Here is a 20,239-nt window from a genome sequence, read left to right as displayed (position 1 = left end):
TGTTTGTGTCCGAGATACAATCAAACCGCCTGATTGTTAAAGTTATCGGCCAAATGCTGACGATAACGGCTGATATCGCCTTCAATGTCCGGTTGCTTAATCACATCATTACACATAAATGTGGGCAATGGTTTCATGCCAAGGAACTGGTTCGCTTTATGGAAATGCAGGTAAACACCGTCAACGCCGACGCCTTCAAAGAACTGATTCGGGTCAGTAAATGCTGCAATAGGTGCATTCCAGGTTACTGAAAGCATGTAGGTTTTACCCTGAATCAAGCCACCGGAACCATAGCCTTTGGTGACATCAGAGCGGGTACGACCATCGCTTTGATACAGGCGGCCATGACCTTCGGTAAAAACCTCATCAATATACTTTTTCATGATCCACGGCTCACCCATCCACCAGCCGGGCATTTGATAAATCACGGTATCTGCCCACAGATACTTTCCAATTTCACTTTCAATATCATAGCCTTTGTCGACTGTGGTGATTTTCACCTGATGGTTATTTTCACGCAGAAAATCGGCAGCGACATTAGTGAGAGTGAGATTAAGCGCCCCTTTGGAGTGTGCAAACGCTTTCATTGCGTTAATAATTAATATGTTACTCATTGATATTACCTTTAAGAGACGAAGAAGCTGGTGTCAGCCAATCGGAATGATGAGTATGCTAATAGTTTTAACGCCAGAGAAAAATGGACCATAATGCATAACACTGTTGCTAAATAAGCAACAAAAGGGATGGATTAGTGCTTTCTTTACTGGGGTTAACATTGCCGCTACCAAGATGGAAAGAGTGAGATTATCTGTGGGCTGTGACAGTAACCCCGCAGATGAGGTACTATCGCGGGCAGAAATTGACAATGAACTTACGGTGCCGATCTGTTGAAGCCCAGCGATCGTCATTCCAGAGTCTGAGGATAATTGAGTAATGAGTGATTTGACTCATGACGGTGCAGAACGCTTACCGCTGCACACCTTTACTGAAAACGCCTATCTGAATTACTCCATGTACGTCATCATGGATCGGGCGTTGCCGTTTATCGGCGATGGTTTGAAACCGGTACAGCGGCGCATTGTCTACGCGATGTCCGAACTGGGGTTAAACAATAGCGCTAAATTCAAGAAGTCAGCCCGTACCGTGGGTGACGTGCTGGGTAAATATCATCCACACGGCGACAGCGCGTGTTATGAAGCGATGGTATTGATGGCGCAGCCATTCTCCTATCGTTATCCGCTGGTGGATGGGCAGGGAAACTGGGGGGCACCGGATGACCCTAAATCCTTTGCGGCGATGCGTTACACCGAATCTCGCTTATCCAAATATGCAGAAGTACTATTGGGTGAGCTGGGGCAAGGAACTGTCGATTGGGTGCCAAACTTTGACGGCACCATGCAAGAGCCGAAAATGCTACCTGCACGACTGCCCAATATCTTGCTCAATGGTACTACCGGTATCGCGGTGGGCATGGCCACGGATATTCCGCCGCATAACGTGCGTGAAATTGCGCAGGCGGTGATTGCACTGATCGATAAACCGGCGACTTCCCTCGACGAGCTGCTGGAGTTCGTACAAGGGCCAGATTTTCCTACGGAAGCCGAAATCATAACTCCGCGTGATGAAATCCGTAAGATTTATCAAAATGGCCGTGGCTCGGTACGGATGCGCGCGCTGTGGAAAAAAGAAGACGGCAGCGCCGTGATTACAGCACTGCCGCATCAGGTTTCCGGGGCCAAAGTGTTGGAGCAGATTGCCAACCAGATGCGCGCCAAAAAATTGCCAATGGTTGAAGATTTGCGCGATGAATCTGACCATGAAAATCCGACTCGCCTGGTAATAGTTCCACGCACCAACCGGGTCGATCTGGATCAAGTGATGAACCACCTGTTCGCCACCACGGATCTGGAAAGAAGTTACCGCATCAATATGAACATGATCGGTTTGGACCACCGCCCGTCAGTAAAAGGGCTGCTAGAGATCCTGACCGAATGGCTGGTATTCCGCCGCCAAACTGTACGTAACCGATTGAATTACCGCCTGGAAAAAGTCCTCAAGCGGCTACATATTTTAGAAGGTTTATTAATAGCCTTCCTGAATATTGATGAAGTTATTCATATCATCCGAACTGAAGATGAGCCTAAGCCGCTGTTGATGCAGCATTTCTCTATTTCAGAGACACAAGCTGAAGCCATCCTCGAACTGAAACTTCGCCATTTAGCCAAGCTGGAAGAGGTGAAGATCCGTGGTGAGCAGGACGAATTAGCCAAAGAGCGCGATCAATTGCAGGCGTTGCTGGCCTCAGAGCGTAAACTTAATACCCTGATCAAAAAAGAGATTCAGGCTGATGCTGCCGCTTATGGCGACGATCGCCGTTCACCGCTGACCGAACGCGGTGAAGCTAAAGCCATGAGCGAGCACGACATCGTGCCTTCTGAGCCGGTGACCATTGTGCTGTCTGAGATGGGCTGGGTGCGCAGTGCCAAAGGCCATGATATTGATCCGAGTGGATTAAGTTATAAAGCGGGTGACAGCTTCCGTGCCGCAGCGCGTGGTATGAGCAATCAGCCGGTGGTGTTTATTGACTCGACGGGGCGCAGTTATGCGTTAGATCCGCTGACACTGCCCTCAGCTCGTGGGCAAGGGGAGCCACTGACCGGTAAGCTGACACCGCCACCAGGTGCGGCCATTGAACAGGTATTGATGGCTCCGGACGACCAAAAACTATTGATGGCATCAGACGCCGGCTACGGTTTCGTATGTACTTTCAATGATTTGGTTGCCAAAAACCGTGCGGGTAAAACGATGATTACTCTGCCGGAAAATGCCAAAGCGTTACCGCCATTAGAAATTCACGGGCCGGATGACATGCTGCTTTCCATCACTGCCGCTGGCAGGATGTTGATGTTCCCGGTTGCTGATTTGCCTGAGTTATCCAAGGGTAAAGGCAATAAGATTGTTTCGATTCCAGCAGCACAAGCTGCGGCGGGTGAGGATCGTCTGGCCTGGTTATTTGTCTTACCACCTCAGACGTCGGTTACTTTGCACTTTGGCAAACGTAAGCTAACCTTGCGCCCAGAAGATTTGCAGAAATTCCGTGCTGAACGTGGCCGGAAAGGTTCGCCGCTCCCTCGCGGGTTGCAACGTATTGATCGGGTTGACATTGACGCGCCGCCACGGGTGATACCAACGGACAGTGAAGCGTAATATCATACATACCCAAAGCTATTGGCGTCACCTTCAGGCATCAGCAGATAGAATGTAACAGACAACGCAGGCAATTTGCGGGCGTTGTCGCGTAACATAATTATGGCAAGGAATCTGCGCGGTATTTTACGTGTGAGCCGTTATACTAGCGTCGATTGCGTGTCTATGAGTAAGTGTTTAAGAGGTTGTTATGCTATTAATTTTACGCACGGTGCTGGCAGTTTTATATTGTATTCTGGTGTGTGTGTTTGGTTCGATTTATTGCCTGTTTAGGCCGCGAAACCCCCGTAATCTCGCGACATTTGCGCACCTGTTTGGCCGAATGTCAGTGCTATTTGGTATTACTGTCGAGCAGCGTATTCCGCAAGAGGCCGCCAACTACGGTACGTGTATTTATATTGCCAACCATCAGAACAACTACGATATGGTCACCATGTCGAATGTCGTTCAGTCTGGCACTGTGACAGTGGGTAAAAAAAGTCTGCTGTGGGTGCCCTTATTTGGCCCGTTATACTGGCTGACGGGCAACCTGCTGATTGACCGCGACAATCGCGCCAAAGCGCATGGCACTATTGCACAAGTGGTTGAACAGGTTAAGAAAAGAAATGTCTCGATCTGGATGTTCCCGGAAGGCACCCGTAGCCGTGGCCGAGGTTTGCTGCCCTTTAAGACGGGGGCTTTTCATGCGGCTATCGCAGCGGGTGTACCTATCGTGCCTATTTGTGTTTCCAGCACTAATCACATCAACCTAAACCGTTGGTCAAATGGCAACGTTATTGTAGAAATTATGCCACCGGTAGATACCACCGGTTACAGTAAAGAGCGTGTTCGTGAGTTGTCCGAGCATTGCCGTAATTTGATGTTAGCCAAAATAGCGCAGTTGGATGCGGAAATCGCCCAGCAAGCACAACGGGCCGTTACAGAGAAGTAATCATTATCCCTCTGCGGGCAAGATACGGTGTTGGTTGGTGTTATTGATTATTATTATTAAAGCAAGTTTTTGTTTCTTTTAAGCGACGCAAGTCGTGAGCGTTTTGCCGTCCTTCAGCGTTATTCGCAGTCAGGCAAAATTTTGCAGTAGGTTTGATTGTGGTTTTCACGGAGAAGATATGTCACTCAGTCGTCGCCAGTTCATTCAGGCTACGGGTTTAGCGCTAGGCGCAGGCTCGTTGCCATTGAGGGCACAGGCTAATAGTACCCAGCAACCCCCATTACCTGTTCCTCCGTTACTGGAATCCCGCCGTGGTCAGCCGCTGTTTTTGACTTTGCAGCGAGCGCACTGGGCATTTAGTCGCGGCCAGAAATCTGCTGTTTGGGGGATTAACGGCATGTATTTGGGGCCAACGGTTAGGGTGTATCGCGGTGACGACGTCAAGCTCATCTACAGTAACCGGCTGACGGAACCGGTATCAATGACAATCAGTGGGTTGCAAGTTCCCGGCACCCTGATGGGCGGGGCGGCACGCATGATTTCCCCTGGTGTGGATTGGTCACCAGTGCTACCCGTGCGTCAACCGGCAGCTACCTGCTGGTATCATGCCAACACGCCTAATCGCATGGCTCCTCATATCTATAACGGTCTGGCTGGGATGTGGCTGGTGGAGGATGAAGTCAGTAAAGCGATGCCGCTGCCGAGCCATTACGGTGTTGATGATTTCCCGATTATCATCCAGGACAAACGGCTCGATAGTTTTGGCGTGCCACAGTATGACCCGCCAGCCAAAGGTGGTTTTGTCGGCGATACCTTGTTGGTTAACGGTGCGCAAAGTCCGTTTGTTGAAGTCTCTCGTGGCTGGGTTCGGTTACGTTTACTGAACGCTTCTAACGCCCGCCGCTATACCTTGCAGCTCAGTGATGGTCGCCCTTTGCATGTTGTCGCCAGTGATCAGGGGTTCTTGCCTGCACCGGTCGCAGTACAACAGCTCTCATTAGCACCGGGTGAACGGCGTGAAGTGGTGATTGATATGTCGCAAGGCAATGAAGTCTCCATCACGGCGGGCGAATCTGCCGGTATCATGGACAGGCTACGCGGGCTGTTCGAACCATCAAGTATTCTGATTTCTACTTTGGTACTGACATTAAAACCAACCGGTTTACTGCCACTGGTGACAGACAACCTCCCGATGCGCTTACTGGCGGATCAAATTTTGGACGGCAATGTGATCCGTTCCCGTGAATTCCGCTTGGGTGATGACCTGCCGGGAATTAATGGGGCCATTTGGGATATGAATCGGGTTGATGCTCAAGCGCAGCAAGGGACTTGGGAGCGCTGGACAATACATGCTGACATGCCACAAGCATTCCATATCCAGGGCGTTTCGTTTTTGGTGAAAAATGTGAATGGTGCGCCGGCGATGGCCGAGGATCGTGGCTGGAAGGATACCGTCTGGGTGGATGGAGATGTTGAGCTGCTGGTGTATTTCAATCAGGTTTCCTCTGAACACTTCCCATTCTTATTCTACAGCCAGACGCTGGAGATGGCAGATCGCGGTTCGGCTGGGCAGTTGGTGACACAGGCCATACCGAGCTAAGTTACGCGTGAATATTGGGTGTTTGGCGTTGCCCACCAGATATCCAGTATTCAAAGACAGATAATTCTCCCATGCAGAAGAATTATCCTAAATTATTGATTTATATATAATATAGTCACAGTAACTGTTATTTTCTTACAACTAATAATAAATATCGAATGTATGCTCCGTTGGCGATGTATGCGATCTCTATGCGCAATTAATCAGAATTAATGGAGCTACTCATGTTTAAGAAAATCTTGGTTTCTGTAATTTTTGCTACCGCGGTTGTCTCTTCTTTTGCTCAAGCAGCAGATCAGCAAACGGAACAGGCAAAAAAGAGTTTTGAAGAGCACTTGATCAAACCTTGCGCAGGCAAGAAGTCTGGTGATCAAGTTCAAGTGACAACGCCTCGCGGAGCAACCGTAATGGCAACCTGTAAAATGACAGCAGTAATCAATATTAAGTAATTGTTTCTATTCCCAAAAGGGCCACATAAATTGTGTTCCTTTTGGGAGCGTAACAGGTTCAATTATCGACTGACTCATCAAAGCGTTATTTTTCTAATACAGTAAAAAAACTAAAAGCTGTCTATATCCTTCCTCTTTTCATGGATAAATGCGTATAATCGCCGCCCGGTGATGATTTCTTAACCCGAACCACCTCAACCTTCCCCAATTCAAAGAGTGTTGCCATGAGTACCAGCTTGATCCAGCCAGAGCGTGACCTATTTTCTTATCAGCCTTATTGGGCTGAATGCTATGGCACTGCGCCATTTTTACCGATGTCTCGAGCAGAAATGGACATTTTGGGCTGGGATAGCTGTGACATTATTGTGATTACCGGCGATGCTTATGTGGATCACCCCAGCTTTGGTATGGCTATCGTTGGCCGAATGTTGGAGGCTCAGGGATTTCGCGTCGGGATTATTGCCCAGCCAGATTGGACCAATAAAAACGATTTCATGCGCCTTGGCGAGCCAAATCTGTTCTTTGGTGTGACCGCTGGCAATATGGATTCGATGATTAACCGTTATACCGCGGATCGAAAATTGCGCCACGATGATGCTTATACACCGGATAACCAAAGTGGTAAGCGGCCAGATCGGGCCACATTGGTGTATAGCCAGCGCTGCAAAGAAGCCTATAGCCATGTGCCGGTACTGCTGGGGGGGATTGAGGCCAGCTTGCGTCGCATTGCTCATTATGATTATTGGTCGGATACCGTGCGCCGCTCGGTTATTGTGGATGCAAAAGCCGATATGCTGGTGTATGGCAATGGCGAGCGCCCTTTGGTTGAAGTCGCACACCGTCTGGCTGCGGGTGAGAAAATTGCTGATATTCAGGATGTTCGTAATACCGTTGTGATGCGTAAAACCGCATTACCGGGTTGGAGTGGTGTCGATTCAACGCGTCTGGACAAGCCGGGCCGTATTGAAGCGATCCCTAATCCTTATGGTGACGATCTGCCGTGCGCGACTGACAGCATTCCTGAACCGGATGCTAAGCCGATTACGGTGCGTGCGGCTAAACCCAAGCCGTGGGAGAAAACTTACGTTTTACTGCCTTCCTACGAAAAAGTGAAAGCAGACAGAGTGTTATATGCTCACACCTCGCGGATTTTGCATCATGAAACTAATCCCGGCTGTGCGCGGGCTTTGATGCAAAAACATGGCGATCGCTACATCTGGATCAATCCACCAGCTATTCCGCTGAGTACCGAAGAGATGGATAGCGTCTTTGCGCTACCTTATCAGCGTGTGCCGCATCCGTCCTATGGTAAGTCGCCGATACCCGCTTACGATATGATTCGCTTCTCAATCAATATTATGCGTGGCTGCTATGGTGGCTGTTCATTTTGCTCTATTACTGAGCATGAGGGGCGTATCATTCAGAGCCGTTCAGAAGACTCCATCATTCGTGAAATCGAAGAAATTCGCGACAAAGTTCCTGGTTTTACCGGCATTATCTCGGATCTGGGTGGCCCTACGGCAAACATGTATATGTTGCGCTGCCAGTCACCACGGGCCGAGCAAACCTGTCGCCGTGCATCGTGCGTTTATCCTGAAATCTGCCAGCATATGGACACCAACCATCAACCGACCATTTCCCTGTATCGACGAGCGCGTGATCTGAAAGGAATTAAAAAGATCCTGATTGCATCTGGAGTGCGTTACGACTTGGCCGTTGAAGATCCACGTTATATCAAAGAGTTGGCGAGTCATCATGTCGGCGGCTACTTGAAAATTGCCCCAGAGCACACAGAGGAAGGGCCGCTTTCCAAAATGATGAAGCCAGGGATGGGCAGCTATCAGCGCTTTAAAGAGCTGTTTGACACCTATTCCAAACAAGCTGGAAAAGAGCAGTATTTGATCCCTTATTTCATCTCTGCCCATCCAGGGACGGAAGATAAAGACATGGTTAACCTGGCGCTTTGGCTGAAGAAAAACCGCTTCCGTTTGGATCAGGTGCAGAACTTCTATCCGTCGCCACTGGCTAACTCTACCACTATGTATTACACCGGTAAGAATCCGCTGGGGAAAGTGGATTATAAAAGTGAAGACGTTGTGGTGCCGAAGGGGGATCGCCAACGGCGGTTACATAAGGCGTTATTGCGCTACCACGATCCGGCTAACTGGCCGATGATCCGCAGTGCGTTGGAGGAGATGGGGCTGCAAAATCTGATTGGCAGCCGCCGTGAATGTTTGGTTCCAGCACCGACGTTGGAAGAGCAACGTGAAGCACGCCGTGCGCTGCGCTATCATACGCCAGCGTTGACTAAGCACACCTCAATAACTCGCCAGCGTCAGCCGGGTGGTAAAACCAATACTGCGTCAACAGGCAGAAAGCCACTGGTTGCCAGTGGCACACCTGCGGCTAAACCGTCGGCAAACAAAGCCGGGGCGAAAAAATCCCCGCTAAATAGCGCGACAGCCGGAGCAAAGGGGAAAGCAAAACATCATTAAATGGATGTTAATAGTTTAAATTGCTGTTATCTACCTGATATTAGGCGTCAGATCCGAAAGCATCCGGGTCTGGCCCCAGCCGCTTGCCGCTATCCAATTTAGCTATCGTCGTCAGTTCATCTTTGTGCAGTTTAAAATCAAACACGTCAAAGTTTTCTCTAATACGCGCAGGTGTCACGGATTTAGGGATAACAATCAAACCGTTATCCAGATGCCAGCGAATGACGATCTGAGCCGGTGATTTATTATATTTGTGTGCCAATTGATGAATGATCGCTTGGTCAAATACCCCTTCTCCCCCTTGAGCCAGCGGACTCCAGGATTCTGTCGCAATATGATGCGTAGCATTCCAGGAGTGGAGCTGGCGCTGTTGCAATAATGGGTGCAACTCAATCTGATTCACCGAAGGAGCGATACCAGTCTCATCAATCAGGCGTTGTAGATGTGGGATTTGGAAGTTACAGACACCGATACTGCGCGCCAAACCTTGCTCTTTCAATGCGAGCAGCTCACGCCATGCGCTGACATAGCGGTTCTGTTTTGGGTCCGGCCAATGGATCAAATAGAGATCGACGTAATCGAGTTGGAGTTTTTCCAGGCTGGTTTCCAGAGCTTGCTTAGGTAAGTGCTGATCGTCATTCCACAGTTTGGTGGTGATAAACATCTCTTCACGGGCGATGCCTGCTGTTTTCAGCGCTTTACCGACACCTTCCTCATTTTTATAAATAGCTGCGGTATCAACTGACCGATAACCAACTTCAAGAGCGTTGCTGACCGCAAATTGCGCTTCTTCAATACTCGCCTGCCAAACGCCAAGGCCGAGTTGTGGCATCAGGTTTCCATCGTGCAATTTGATAATGGGTTGTGTTGCCATGTCTATCTCCTTAGCTTACAGATTGGGCGATATATGCCCTGTTTACCGGTAATGTAAGTTTAGTCGTGATCATTCTATTTATGATCTTACTAGCGATTAATTATGTGTGTGAGAAGTATAAATATGTGCACAGATCCGCAGCCGATCTGCCACTGAGATATGAACAGCGCAATGCGTGGCGACAGGCTAAAGCCTAGCACTAAATGACGATAGCGCCTCTTTTGTAGTAGGCGAAAAGAGTAAATAAATATTGAATGGAAGGCATTCTGTTCGGTAATGTCTCCCATCCTGAAATGCATAAATTCATTCAGTCTTAAGATTAGACCGCGGCTTCGTAAATACGTTTGCTATCGGCTAAAGTGATGTCTCTGTGTTCACCCAGTTGCGTCATGCCGTGCTCTTCCAGCTTTTTAATCAGATGCGGAATTGAGCTACCATCGAGTCCATAGGCTGACAAGCGAGTAGCAATCCCCATGTCTTCGAAGAATTTGCGAGTGGCTTCAATCGCTGCCTCAATACGCTGCTCTTCACTACCGTCACGTAAGCCCCATACACGATCTGCGTATTGCAGTAATTTGGCGTGTTTCTGCTCTTTTTTCGCGGCCAGCAGCGCGGGTAGCACGACCGCCAGTGTTTGCGCGTGGTCAAGGCCATGACATGCTGTGAGTTCGTGCCCCAGCATATGGGTTGCCCAGTCTTGTGGCACTCCGGCACCAATCAGGCCGTTTAAAGCCATCGTAGCGCTCCACATAATATTGGCGCGAACATTATAGTTTTCTGGTTCGGCTAATGCCTTCGGGCCTTCTTCAATCAGCGTTAATAGCAACCCTTCAGCAAAGCGATCTTGCACTTTCGCATCAACCGGATAAGTCAAATATTGCTCAATGGTATGAATGAAAGCATCAACGACACCATTGGTTACCTGGCGCGATGGCAAAGTGTAAGTGACAACGGGGTCCAGCACGGCAAATAGTGGTTGTACATGTGGTGAGAAGAAGTGTTGCTTGTCACCGGTGCTCCGGCGGCTGATTACCGCGCCATTATTCGCTTCGGATCCGGTCGCGGGCAGGGTTAGCACCGAACCCATTGGTAGCGCTTGTTTAATATCACGACCGGTCGTTTCCAGAATATGCCACGGATCTTGTGGATAACTAACGGCGGCTGCAATGAACTTGGTGCCATCCAGCACGGAGCCACCACCGACGGCCAGCAGGAAGTTAATTTTTTCTGTGCGGCAAACCTCAACGGCTTTCATTAGCGTTTCATAGGTTGGATTCGGTTCGATGCCGCCAAATTCGAGGAAATCAAAACCTTTTAGTGCCTGATGGACTTGATCCAGCACGCCATTTTGTTTGATGCTGCCGCCGCCATAGGTAATTAAAATGCGAGCATTTGCGGGAATTTCTTTACTCAGTTGCGCTATTTGACCAGTACCGAACAGCACTTTAGTTGGGGTATGTAGGGTAAAGTTTTGCATGATTTGTCTTCCAGCTTATGAGTGATGAACATTGATGGTGAATAAAAAATAGGAACAATGAATATTACCTTTCGACGCTACAGTTAATTGTAGCCGTATCATTGGTTGCCATTGTCGGCAACTTGGCGTGATACCTCAATGCACATTCCTGCCTTGCTCTTGCCTATTTCTCTAAATCTTTGTAGGAAACTTGATAAATCAGACATAATTTATGCCAGATTGATTTAGATGATAGTTTACTTTAGATAATAGAAGTCGGTAATTGGGTTACGGGGGATGTACGCGAGAATAAAAACGGGCAGGAAATTATTTTCCTGCCCGTTTAACTGATTGTCACTAAAGTTGATATCTTTTGCTTTCTATCGCTAACAATTAATTACTAATACTGATATCTACTTTCGCAGCTTGCCCATTAACAGTATAAATCTTGTTTAAATATGATGAGCCGGAGGGGACCACGTATCCGCATTCAGATATGCCATTACCCTGTGCTTTAGATTCCGTATACTTACCGGCACATAAGCCAGGTATATTGGTATTTATTTTACGTGCCAACTCAGTTGTCCAGCGATGACCGGCAGTGCGGTATTCATGATCTGGCGTATAAGTGACTTCTTTATGCGTTCCATCTTCGAACGTGACCGCTAATCTAACTGTCTGACCAAGTTGGATGTTTGAACCGGAAATATAGCCAACTTCAAGATATTTATCGATAATTTTGGTGGTGTAAGTTGCAGCCCCGCCTTCAGTGGTATAAATATTGTTTAAATAACTTGACCCCTTTGGAGCCATAAATTTACAGCTATTGTCAGTCATCACTTTGCTGGTAAGTACCCCGGCACACGCCCCTTTTATTTTCTCATTAAACAAGGCAGTCAATTTTGCCGCCCAACGATGGGTGGGGTAATTATCTTTTCTATCGGGCGCATAAACTACAAATTGAGATGGATAGCCGTCAACTTCAATATCTAACCGCGCCAGTTGGTTATCTTTCAGCTCTTTGCCACTGATATCACCTACCTTTCTCCATAATGGAATCGGTTTTACTGCTAACAAAGCCGTTTTATCCGCAGGCAGACGTTCTTTGGCGATGGAAATATCCACTGACTGAAACTCTTGAGTCACCACCGGCGTTTGATCAGCATAGCGATTATTCGCTTCTAAAAATTCACCGTGCGTACTACGCCAGGTACCACTAATACGTTTAGCTGCTTGATCTTCAGCGATAAATAAATTATCGAAGACAACAAAGTTTTTCGCGTTTATGTAGTAGTCATCGCTGTCTTCAAAGTTCTGCCAATAACCGATCATGGTATCTTGTAATGTATTATTAAATATGAAGGTATTATCCATATTTCGTTTTTCGCTGTGATCGTAAGGTCTGGCATTGAACTCAGTTTTATTGAGGTAATTACCGGCAAAATATAGGTGTGATGCATTACGGAATTTTAATTGACCTGCGGCATCAAGTGGCCAGCCACTAAAATAGTTATTAACTACATCAACGTTATTATATTGTTTTATATAGATAACGTGGTCTCTGGTCATTGCACACTTAGCTTTCTCTGTTTCGCCACTAACATCTAAACAATCCAGAGTGTTACCTGAAACGATATTATTACGGAAAACAGAGTCTTTTAAACCATCGGTAGCATACCAGCCTGCGATAAAGTAGCCCTGCTCATCCAAAATCTCTAGCTGCTTGTCTCTGGCTGCTTGTTTTATTTTTCTAATTAAATTATAGGTTCCAACATCATAATAATTCATGGTCAAGAGGATGTTTTCGTCAGAGATATCACCAATGACATTATTTTCAACTTTTGTTTTAGTATTTCTGTAGGTACTAATACCCAGTCCTGGATGGTTTTTATCTCGTAGGAAGATATTACCATGAATAGTAAAAGGATGATGTGATACAGTCAGTTGCTCTTTTTCAGAAACAGTATTAACAAAAGCATTATTTGTGATTGATATGTTTTTCTTATTTCCATAAAAATTAACTGTTGCATTATCAAAAATAATATTTTTGATTGTTAATTGATTGACAGGAATGCTGTAAGTTTTATTACCAATAGATATGGAACCATCTGGTTTTACACCACGAAGTATTGTTACTCCGGACTCAGAACCCACCAAACTATTTTTTCCATTCAAGATAATATCGCTACCAATAAGATAGCTGCCGGCTGGCAAGAATAGTGATTTACCATCAGATAAAGCAGCAATGACTTCGGCTGATAGATCTATCCCCTGGTTAGGATTAATACCCAAGTCGGTGGAACATGTCAGTACAGTACCGCTTAACGATGGTATTGTTTCACTCGCACAATTCTGTCCTACTGCATTGGCGCTTAATGATGTAATAGATAGCGCTCCTGTAATCATTAAGCTTAATAACGTTCTGGAATACTTCACTTCATTGCTTCCTTATCAAATCAATATAACGTATTTTTTCTGGTGGCCTCCAATCCTAAAATTATCGATGAGCGTAATACCATGCCTATGGATTAGGGCATGTTCATAAATTCACGAAAAGTTACGATAAGTGCTTACGTATATGTAAAACCGATCCAGAAAAATCATTTGATAGATAATAGTTATATATTAATATTATTAATATCATAAAACGATTATTAATAATTTATATCTTAACTATCTTGTTGATTAATGGGTTGTATTTGTTATGAGATGTACAGATAGGTATTGACTAAAACTCAATCTATCCGTCGTCAATAGGTACATTCCTGCCTTGGTCTTGCCTATTTATCCAAAACACTGTAGGAAACTCGATAAATAAGGCACAATCTATGTCAGATTATTCTGCAAAATATATGATAAGTCAGATTTCAGGCTGGTAGGGGAAATTGGGGGCATAATGGTTGAGGCTAATGATATTCAGGCGCAGATGGCCGCGAAGATTACCCGATTGGCTAAAGGCAATAGCGTAACGCCTTCAGCTGTACCGCGGGTAAAAGTTTTTTATTCCACGGTGCATCAACCGCGTACTCCGGTAATGTATACCCCGAGTGTAGTGATTATATTTCAGGGACATAAGGTGGGTTATCTGGGCAGTAAAGTGTTTCAGTATGACCCGAAAAATTATCTTATCCTGACCGTGCCGCTGCCATTTGAATGTGAAACTTTTGCCAGCCCTGAGATTCCTCTGGCAGGAATATCCATTCATATAGACAGCCAAATGCTACAGGATTTACTAATAGATATTGGTGATGATGAAGTGGGTAAACCTTTGGGCAATTCGTCAGGTGTGAACTCTGCTGCCCTCACCAACGAGATGCTGTGTGCCACTGAACGGCTGCTGGATGTGATGTCCAAACCGCGCGATGCAAAAGTGCTCGGGCCACAAATTGTAAGAGAGATTATCTACTACGTGTTATGTGGCCAATGCGGCGGGGCATTGCAGGCGCTGGTTAACCGCCACGGGCACTTTAATCAAATCACCAAAACGTTACGGCGAATCGAAAACCATTTTGCAGATAACTTAACTGTTGAACAGTTAGCCGCTGATGTAAATATGAGTGTTTCTGCATTCCACCATAATTTCAAAGCCGTAACCAATACCTCACCGTTGCAATATCTTAAGTCTTATCGGCTGCATCGTGCACGGATGATGATGTTACATGATGGGCTAAAGGCCAGTACGGCTGCTATTAAAGTAGGATATGAGAGTGCTTCACAGTTTAGCCGAGAATTTAAACGTTATTTCGGCCATACACCGAGTGAGGAAGTTGCCAAGTTGAGAACCAACTGATTGTGATACCGTTTAATTTCAGCAACGAAACGGCGTATTGAACGCCGTTTTTGCTTGAATAACGGTAAGTATCGGGATCGGAAAGACCGCCTACTCTGTCACGCTTTTACGTTTGCACCACACTAAAATCAGTGTGCCGATCAAGCCTGCCAACAGTAACACGAGAGGCAAAATCATCAATACTGTCATTACCTGATTTTCATAGTGTTTAACGAGTGGAATATGGCTGAGGGCGAAGCCTAACCCAACGACGCTACCGACCCATAACAGCCCACTGAGCCAGTTAAAGAATTGAAACCGCGCACTATTCAGACCGGAGATACCGGCAAGCGTCGGCAGTAAGGTGCGTACAAATGCCAGAAAACGGCCAATGATCAGAGCCGCTAACCCGTGGCGCACAAAGAGGGTATGGGCGCGTTGCCGATACTGAAGAGGGAGCTGCAACAGCCACTTTTTGACCACTTTGGTATCCCCTAACCACAACCCTTGCAGGTAACTTAACCAACAGCCCAGGCTGGCTGCTGCGGTTAGAATGATTATCGTCGGCAAAAAGCTCATCACACCTTTGGCTATCAATGCTCCGGCTAATAACAGCAAGCTATCGCCGGGAAGAAAAGAGGCGGGGAGCAGGCCATTTTCTAAAAATAACGTGGTAAAAAGTATGCCGTAAATGACCCAAATCACATTGGGGTCTGCCAGTTTACTAAAATCCTGCTGCCAAAGGGCATGAAGGATTTCGCGTAATACATCCATTTCTCTTCCTGTGTGCCTATCGTGTGAGGATATCGTTGGTCGGAACTGCTGCTAGTGTATCTGCAATGACGCCAATCCACATTGATCTTATCCTCATTAACCAAATTTTTGCGGGGCTATATACGTGCGGTTGATGTTTTTATGTAAGCAGTAATAAATGCGCGGGGAGTGTTGCCGCGCATTCAAGGTATTCGCTGCTTAGTTTTTGGCGCTTTGGATACGTTCAAATCCAGCAGCTAAATCACTCTGCAAGTCTTGCACATTCTCCAGACCAATATGTAGGCGAATTAATGTTCCTTTGATGTCAGCACGGTCATATTTGCGTATAGCTCGGATGTCTTTGGGTTGATAGCCTAAAATCAATGATTCAAAACCGCCCCATGAGAAGGCCATACTGAAGTGAGTGAAGTTATCAAGATAAGCCTCGAGCTGCTGCTGGCTCAATGCTTCTTTTAACTCGAACGAAAATAAACCATTACAACCATTGAAGTCTCGTTTATAGAACTCATGACCTTTGCAATCGGGCAATGCCGGGTGGTAAACCGCCGCGACTTCAGGGCGTTGAGCGAGCCACTGGGCAATCTCGAGACTGCTTTTCTCATGCTGTTTCAGCCGGACGCCTAAAGTACGCAAGCCGCGGCTAGCAAGATAGGCGGTATCCGCATCAACCATTTGCCCCATCAGATAAGAGTCTTCCCGCAGTTGCTCCCAACAGCGGGCATTGGCAACCGCTATCCCCAGCATGGCATCGGAATGGCCAATAATATATTTCGTTCCTGATTGGATAGAGATATCGATATCAAAATCCAGCGCTTTAAACAGCACACCTGCCGCCCAGGTATTGTCCATCATGATAATCACTTCCGGCGCAACCCCACGGATAGCGTTCACTATTGCGGGAATATCTTGTATTTCCATCGTGATGGAGCTGGGAGATTCAAGAAATACCACGCGAGTTGCCGGCGTGATGAGGGAGGCTATCTCAGCCCCAATCATCGGATCAAAATAGGTGGTAGTGACATTCAGACGCGATAAAATTTTGTCGCAGAAACTCTGTGCTGGCTCATAAGCTGAACCGGTCATCAGCACATGGTCGCCTGCGGAGACAAACGATAAAATCGCATTGCTGATCGCGGCGGCTCCACAAGGATAGAGCACACAACCCGCGCCGCCTTCCAGCTCAGTCATTGCTTCTTGTAAGGAGAAGTGGGTCAGCGTGCCTCTGCGGCCATAAAATAGTTCACCTTTTCCGCGATTGATGGTGGCCTGTTTTTTCGCTTCAAGTGAGTCGAAAACGATCGATGATGCCCGTTGGATCACGCTATTCACCGAGCCTTGGGTGAATTTCTTACGTCTACCCGCAGTCACTAATGTAGTTTCCAGCTTTTCTGTGCTTTTTTTGTTTGCAGACATATAGCGTTGTCACCTTTTTATAAGCCTGGCCTATCGTTTATTAGCCAGATGCATTTTGGGATATATTCCTTACGTTAGCATGATGGTTGTTGTGTGGGGGCCGCTTTCATCATGAAAAAAACTAAAGAGGGTGACCCGCTGTTTTCCACCGGTTAGCGTTGGAGAAATTCTGTTTAAGCCGTGAAACGAGGAATATATTAAGGAATAAAAAATGAGTTATTCAGCTCAATCAATGACTTCTTATCCTCATATTTCATATGACTTCAGTTACACGGCGGAAGTTATTATCTATTCCATTAGGTTACACAATTGTTTCATCAGGAATAATTAGTCAATTTTCTTAAAAAATCAGCCCAAATACTAATGATAATTACTATCAATCCGCCATTTGTTTGATATGATCAGCAACTGATTTGGTCTTTAAATTGCAATACACATTAGGGTGGAGGCACAGCGTGAAAATAGCTGGCAAAGAAATTAAAGATAAATCATTCGCACAGAATCGGATGATAAAAGGTGCGATGGCACTGTTACTGGTGGCCGGTTTAATCGGTCAGGTACAGGCCGCACCGGGTAATAGCAACAGCATTGCTACCACAGTTGCCGCACCAACAGCGGCAACTTCAACACCATTACCTGCACCAGAGATTACATCAGTCGCGGCGACATCAGCCGAGGCAATCGCACCGGCAAGCCCGGCACCGATGATTCAACCTGTGCCACAAGGGTTGGCGATGGACTTATCTGTCTGGGGTATGTATCAGCACGCAGACGTTGTGGTTAAAGGGGTAATGATTGGTTTGGTGTTAGCATCCATCGTGACCTGGACCATTCTGTTCTCAAAAGGCACTGAATTGTTCCGTGCGCGCCGCCGTTTGCAGCAAGAATACGAAGTGATTGGTGCGGTTACCGATCTTGATACTGCATCAGAACGTGCTGAGGCGTTTACCGCAGATAGCATCAGCGGATTGCTACTGCGTGAAGCACAAAATGAGCGTCTGCTATCGGCAGAGTCTGACGACAATAATGGTATTAAAGAACGTACCGCGTTTCGTTTAGAACGTCGCGTGGCGGCAATTGGCCGGCAAATGGGCAAAGGTAATGGTTTCTTGGCTACGATCGGTGCTATCTCACCATTTGTCGGCTTGTTCGGTACGGTTTGGGGCATTATGAACAGCTTTATCGGTATTGCTCATTCACAAACGACCAATTTGGCTGTCGTCGCTCCGGGTATCGCTGAAGCTCTGCTGGCAACCGCATTAGGTTTGGTTGCGGCAATCCCAGCGGTCGTTATCTACAACATTTTTGCCCGCTTGATTGGCAGTTACCGTGCTCAAGTAGGGGATGTTGCGGCTCAGGTGTTACTGCTGTTGAGCCGTGATCTGGATTTGTGCAGCAGTGCAGAAGCAAAGTCATCAAAACATCCTCACCAATTGCGTGCGGGGTAATTTATGGCCATGCGGATGAATGACAACCTCGATGAAAGCGGTGAATTGCACGAAATTAATGTAACCCCCTTTATCGATGTGATGCTGGTGCTGTTGATTATCTTTATGGTGGCGGCACCATTAGCAACGGTAGATATTAAAGTCGATTTACCTGCATCCTCTGCGGTGCCACAACCACGGCCAGAGAAACCGGTATTTCTGACAGTTAAAGCTGATAACCAGTTGTTCGTCGGTGACCAGTCGGTGGATCGCGACTCACTGGCTGCTATGCTGGACAAGGCGACTCACTCTAATAAAGAAACCACCATCTTCTTCCAGGCAGATAAAGTGGTGGATTATGAGACACTGATGAGTGTGATGGATGCACTGCGTAAATCGGGTTATCTCAAGGTTGGATTAGTCGGAATGGAAGCGGGCGGTGCAAAATAGTCTGCAACAGGCGCGGTTGTGACAACCGCGCCTGACATTAATTTTTAGGGATATTGCGGCCCACCTCACTGGCTTCTATTGTCTCTAATGCTTGCCGTAGGTCAGCTTCCAGTTCATGGGCATTTTGCGCTTCATAATAATTCCTCTTACCGACGCAGTCTTCCCACTCAATCTCTTTAACGGTATACGCAATGCCAATAAATACCATTCTGATATTATTTTCCTTTATTCTTTCACACATGCCTTTTTCTATAAGTGTTTTGGTTATTTTCTCTTGAGTAAGGTCTGAAGAAATCTCCTGATCATTACCATCAGAGATAATAATCATTAGTTTATCTTTATTCTTACTGTCTTTTCTAAATATGTCATTCGCAACTAATATTCCTGAACTTATTAATGTCAACCCATTGACATCATGTTCTATATTTTCTTGAATATTATCATTTGTTATATCATCAGATCTTAAAGTGTAGGCATCAGAACCTTTTAAACAAAAAGAACTAGGTTTAATATCATCTATAGGTATGTTAATAAAGTTATAATTTGCAGTTATAGACTTAATAGTTGCATCATAATCAATATTGTTTTTTACCGCATCAGTTAATTCTTTCGCTGGGTTATAACTGTTTAAATCTCCCAGATAATAGCTAGGTGGCATGGGTATCTTAGGAACAAAAGGAAAGTGACAATATATTTTTCTATGTATACCTTTCCCGATCATTTCCTTCGTCCCCCATGAAAAAGGAACAAATCCAATAGTGTGAATATTATTATTTTTCAATATGGTATTATTTAAATCTTCAAATATTCTTCTTAATTCTTGTATTTTAGTTGTTTTTTTTTCATCACCAAAATTACCATCCATTGAGACGGAGTAATCCACGACAAAAACCACATCAGTTATTTCTCCAGGCGATGTGAATTTATTCTTTATGGCTACACCATTATCTGCCACGATTATTCTTCCATCAATATTAGTAATAAGTTCTTTGGTCAAGAATTTAGGTGTATAATTCAGGGTGGTTGCTGCCCGATATTCTATATGATTGGGGTGAGAAATGATATCAATCACCGGAGCAGAGAAGCTTTCAGATGGAAGGTAAGCTCTAGCATAAGCATTTACCAATGAAATATTCTTCTCAGTTTGAGTCTCATCTGGATTATTAGTGTTATTTTCTATTGTTAGTGCTAATGTTGCTTGCTCAATAGCATCTGAAAGCTTAGCTGCTTTTTGCAAATAATGTGAAATCTCAAAAGATAAGTATAATAGCCCAATAAAAAGTGGTAGAAATATAATAAATGGCCATAAAATGGCACCTGTTTCATCTTTTATAAATATTCCCACTGAATATTGTTTAAAACGAATAGCCTTATTCTTGAACATAAATTCCCTT

The 20,239-nt window shown here is 45.9% G+C and carries 15 protein-coding genes; 8 read left to right on the top strand and 7 right to left on the bottom strand.

The window, feature by feature from the left end:
* Positions 1–20: 20 nt before the first annotated feature.
* A complete protein-coding gene (locus AT01_RS09560) occupies positions 21–614 on the bottom strand; it encodes an NAD(P)H-dependent oxidoreductase (protein WP_042546985.1) in 594 nt (197 codons plus the stop codon).
* 319 nt (positions 615–933) lie between these two features.
* On the opposite strand from AT01_RS09560, the gene parC reads away from it, so the two are divergent.
* From parC to AT01_RS09535, 5 genes are all read left to right on the top strand, one after another.
* Positions 934–3,207 carry a DNA topoisomerase IV subunit A gene (gene parC / locus AT01_RS09555; RefSeq protein ID WP_042546984.1) on the top strand — a complete coding sequence of 758 codons (2,274 nt, stop codon included), beginning with the start codon at positions 934–936 and terminating at the stop codon, positions 3,205–3,207.
* A gap of 190 nt (positions 3,208–3,397) precedes the next feature.
* Positions 3,398–4,138, top strand: a complete 741-nt coding sequence (locus AT01_RS09550; protein WP_042546983.1) for a 1-acylglycerol-3-phosphate O-acyltransferase — start codon at positions 3,398–3,400, stop codon at positions 4,136–4,138.
* A 178-nt stretch (positions 4,139–4,316) separates the two neighbouring features.
* A complete protein-coding gene (ftsP, locus tag AT01_RS09545; protein ID WP_004703109.1) occupies positions 4,317–5,738 on the top strand; it encodes a cell division protein FtsP in 1,422 nt (473 codons plus the stop codon).
* Between the two features lie 224 nt (positions 5,739–5,962).
* Positions 5,963–6,187 carry a hypothetical protein gene (locus AT01_RS09540; RefSeq protein WP_004703107.1) on the top strand — a complete coding sequence of 75 codons (225 nt, stop codon included), beginning with the start codon at positions 5,963–5,965 and terminating at the stop codon, positions 6,185–6,187.
* Positions 6,188–6,411: 224 nt separating this feature from the next.
* Positions 6,412–8,682 (top strand): YgiQ family radical SAM protein, encoded by a 2,271-nt coding sequence (locus AT01_RS09535; protein ID WP_042546982.1) that lies wholly within the window; start codon positions 6,412–6,414, stop codon positions 8,680–8,682.
* A 40-nt stretch (positions 8,683–8,722) separates the two neighbouring features.
* Here AT01_RS09535 and dkgA read toward each other — a convergent pair whose 3' ends face one another.
* The 3 genes from dkgA to AT01_RS09520 form a co-directional block, all read right to left on the bottom strand.
* On the bottom strand, positions 8,723–9,556 hold the full coding sequence (dkgA, locus tag AT01_RS09530) for a 2,5-didehydrogluconate reductase DkgA (RefSeq protein WP_042546981.1): 834 nt from the start codon (positions 9,554–9,556) through the stop codon (positions 8,723–8,725).
* A 319-nt stretch (positions 9,557–9,875) separates the two neighbouring features.
* On the bottom strand, positions 9,876–11,033 hold the full coding sequence (yqhD, locus tag AT01_RS09525) for an alcohol dehydrogenase (RefSeq protein ID WP_042546980.1): 1,158 nt from the start codon (positions 11,031–11,033) through the stop codon (positions 9,876–9,878).
* A gap of 372 nt (positions 11,034–11,405) precedes the next feature.
* Positions 11,406–13,448 carry a pectate lyase family protein gene (locus tag AT01_RS09520; RefSeq protein ID WP_082039585.1) on the bottom strand — a complete coding sequence of 681 codons (2,043 nt, stop codon included), beginning with the start codon at positions 13,446–13,448 and terminating at the stop codon, positions 11,406–11,408.
* A 460-nt stretch (positions 13,449–13,908) separates the two neighbouring features.
* On the opposite strand from AT01_RS09520, the gene AT01_RS09515 reads away from it, so the two are divergent.
* Positions 13,909–14,802, top strand: coding sequence for an AraC family transcriptional regulator (locus tag AT01_RS09515; RefSeq protein ID WP_042546979.1), 894 nt, complete (start codon positions 13,909–13,911; stop codon positions 14,800–14,802).
* A gap of 90 nt (positions 14,803–14,892) precedes the next feature.
* On the opposite strand, the gene AT01_RS09510 is transcribed toward AT01_RS09515, so the two are convergent.
* A complete protein-coding gene (locus AT01_RS09510) occupies positions 14,893–15,555 on the bottom strand; it encodes a DedA family protein (RefSeq protein WP_004703090.1) in 663 nt (220 codons plus the stop codon).
* A 198-nt stretch (positions 15,556–15,753) separates the two neighbouring features.
* Complete coding sequence (gene metC / locus AT01_RS09505) at positions 15,754–16,968, bottom strand: cystathionine beta-lyase (protein ID WP_042546978.1); 1,215 nt, start codon at positions 16,966–16,968, stop codon at positions 15,754–15,756.
* A 455-nt stretch (positions 16,969–17,423) separates the two neighbouring features.
* Here metC and exbB point away from each other — a divergent pair, with 455 nt between their 5' ends.
* Positions 17,424–18,416 carry a tol-pal system-associated acyl-CoA thioesterase gene (exbB, locus tag AT01_RS09500; protein ID WP_082039584.1) on the top strand — a complete coding sequence of 331 codons (993 nt, stop codon included), beginning with the start codon at positions 17,424–17,426 and terminating at the stop codon, positions 18,414–18,416.
* Between the two features lie 3 nt (positions 18,417–18,419).
* Positions 18,420–18,845 (top strand): TonB system transport protein ExbD, encoded by a 426-nt coding sequence (gene exbD / locus AT01_RS09495; RefSeq protein ID WP_004703077.1) that lies wholly within the window; start codon positions 18,420–18,422, stop codon positions 18,843–18,845.
* A gap of 37 nt (positions 18,846–18,882) precedes the next feature.
* On the opposite strand, the gene AT01_RS09490 is transcribed toward exbD, so the two are convergent.
* Positions 18,883–20,229, bottom strand: a complete 1,347-nt coding sequence (locus tag AT01_RS09490; RefSeq protein WP_042546977.1) for a TadE/TadG family type IV pilus assembly protein — start codon at positions 20,227–20,229, stop codon at positions 18,883–18,885.
* Positions 20,230–20,239: the final 10 nt, after the last annotated feature.

The sequence above is a fragment of the Yersinia aldovae 670-83 genome, assembly GCF_000834395.1.
Lineage (GTDB): Bacteria > Pseudomonadota > Gammaproteobacteria > Enterobacterales > Enterobacteriaceae > Yersinia > Yersinia aldovae.
Note: the sequence above shows the minus strand (reverse complement) of the source record. Positions and strands in the feature narration are given on the sequence as shown.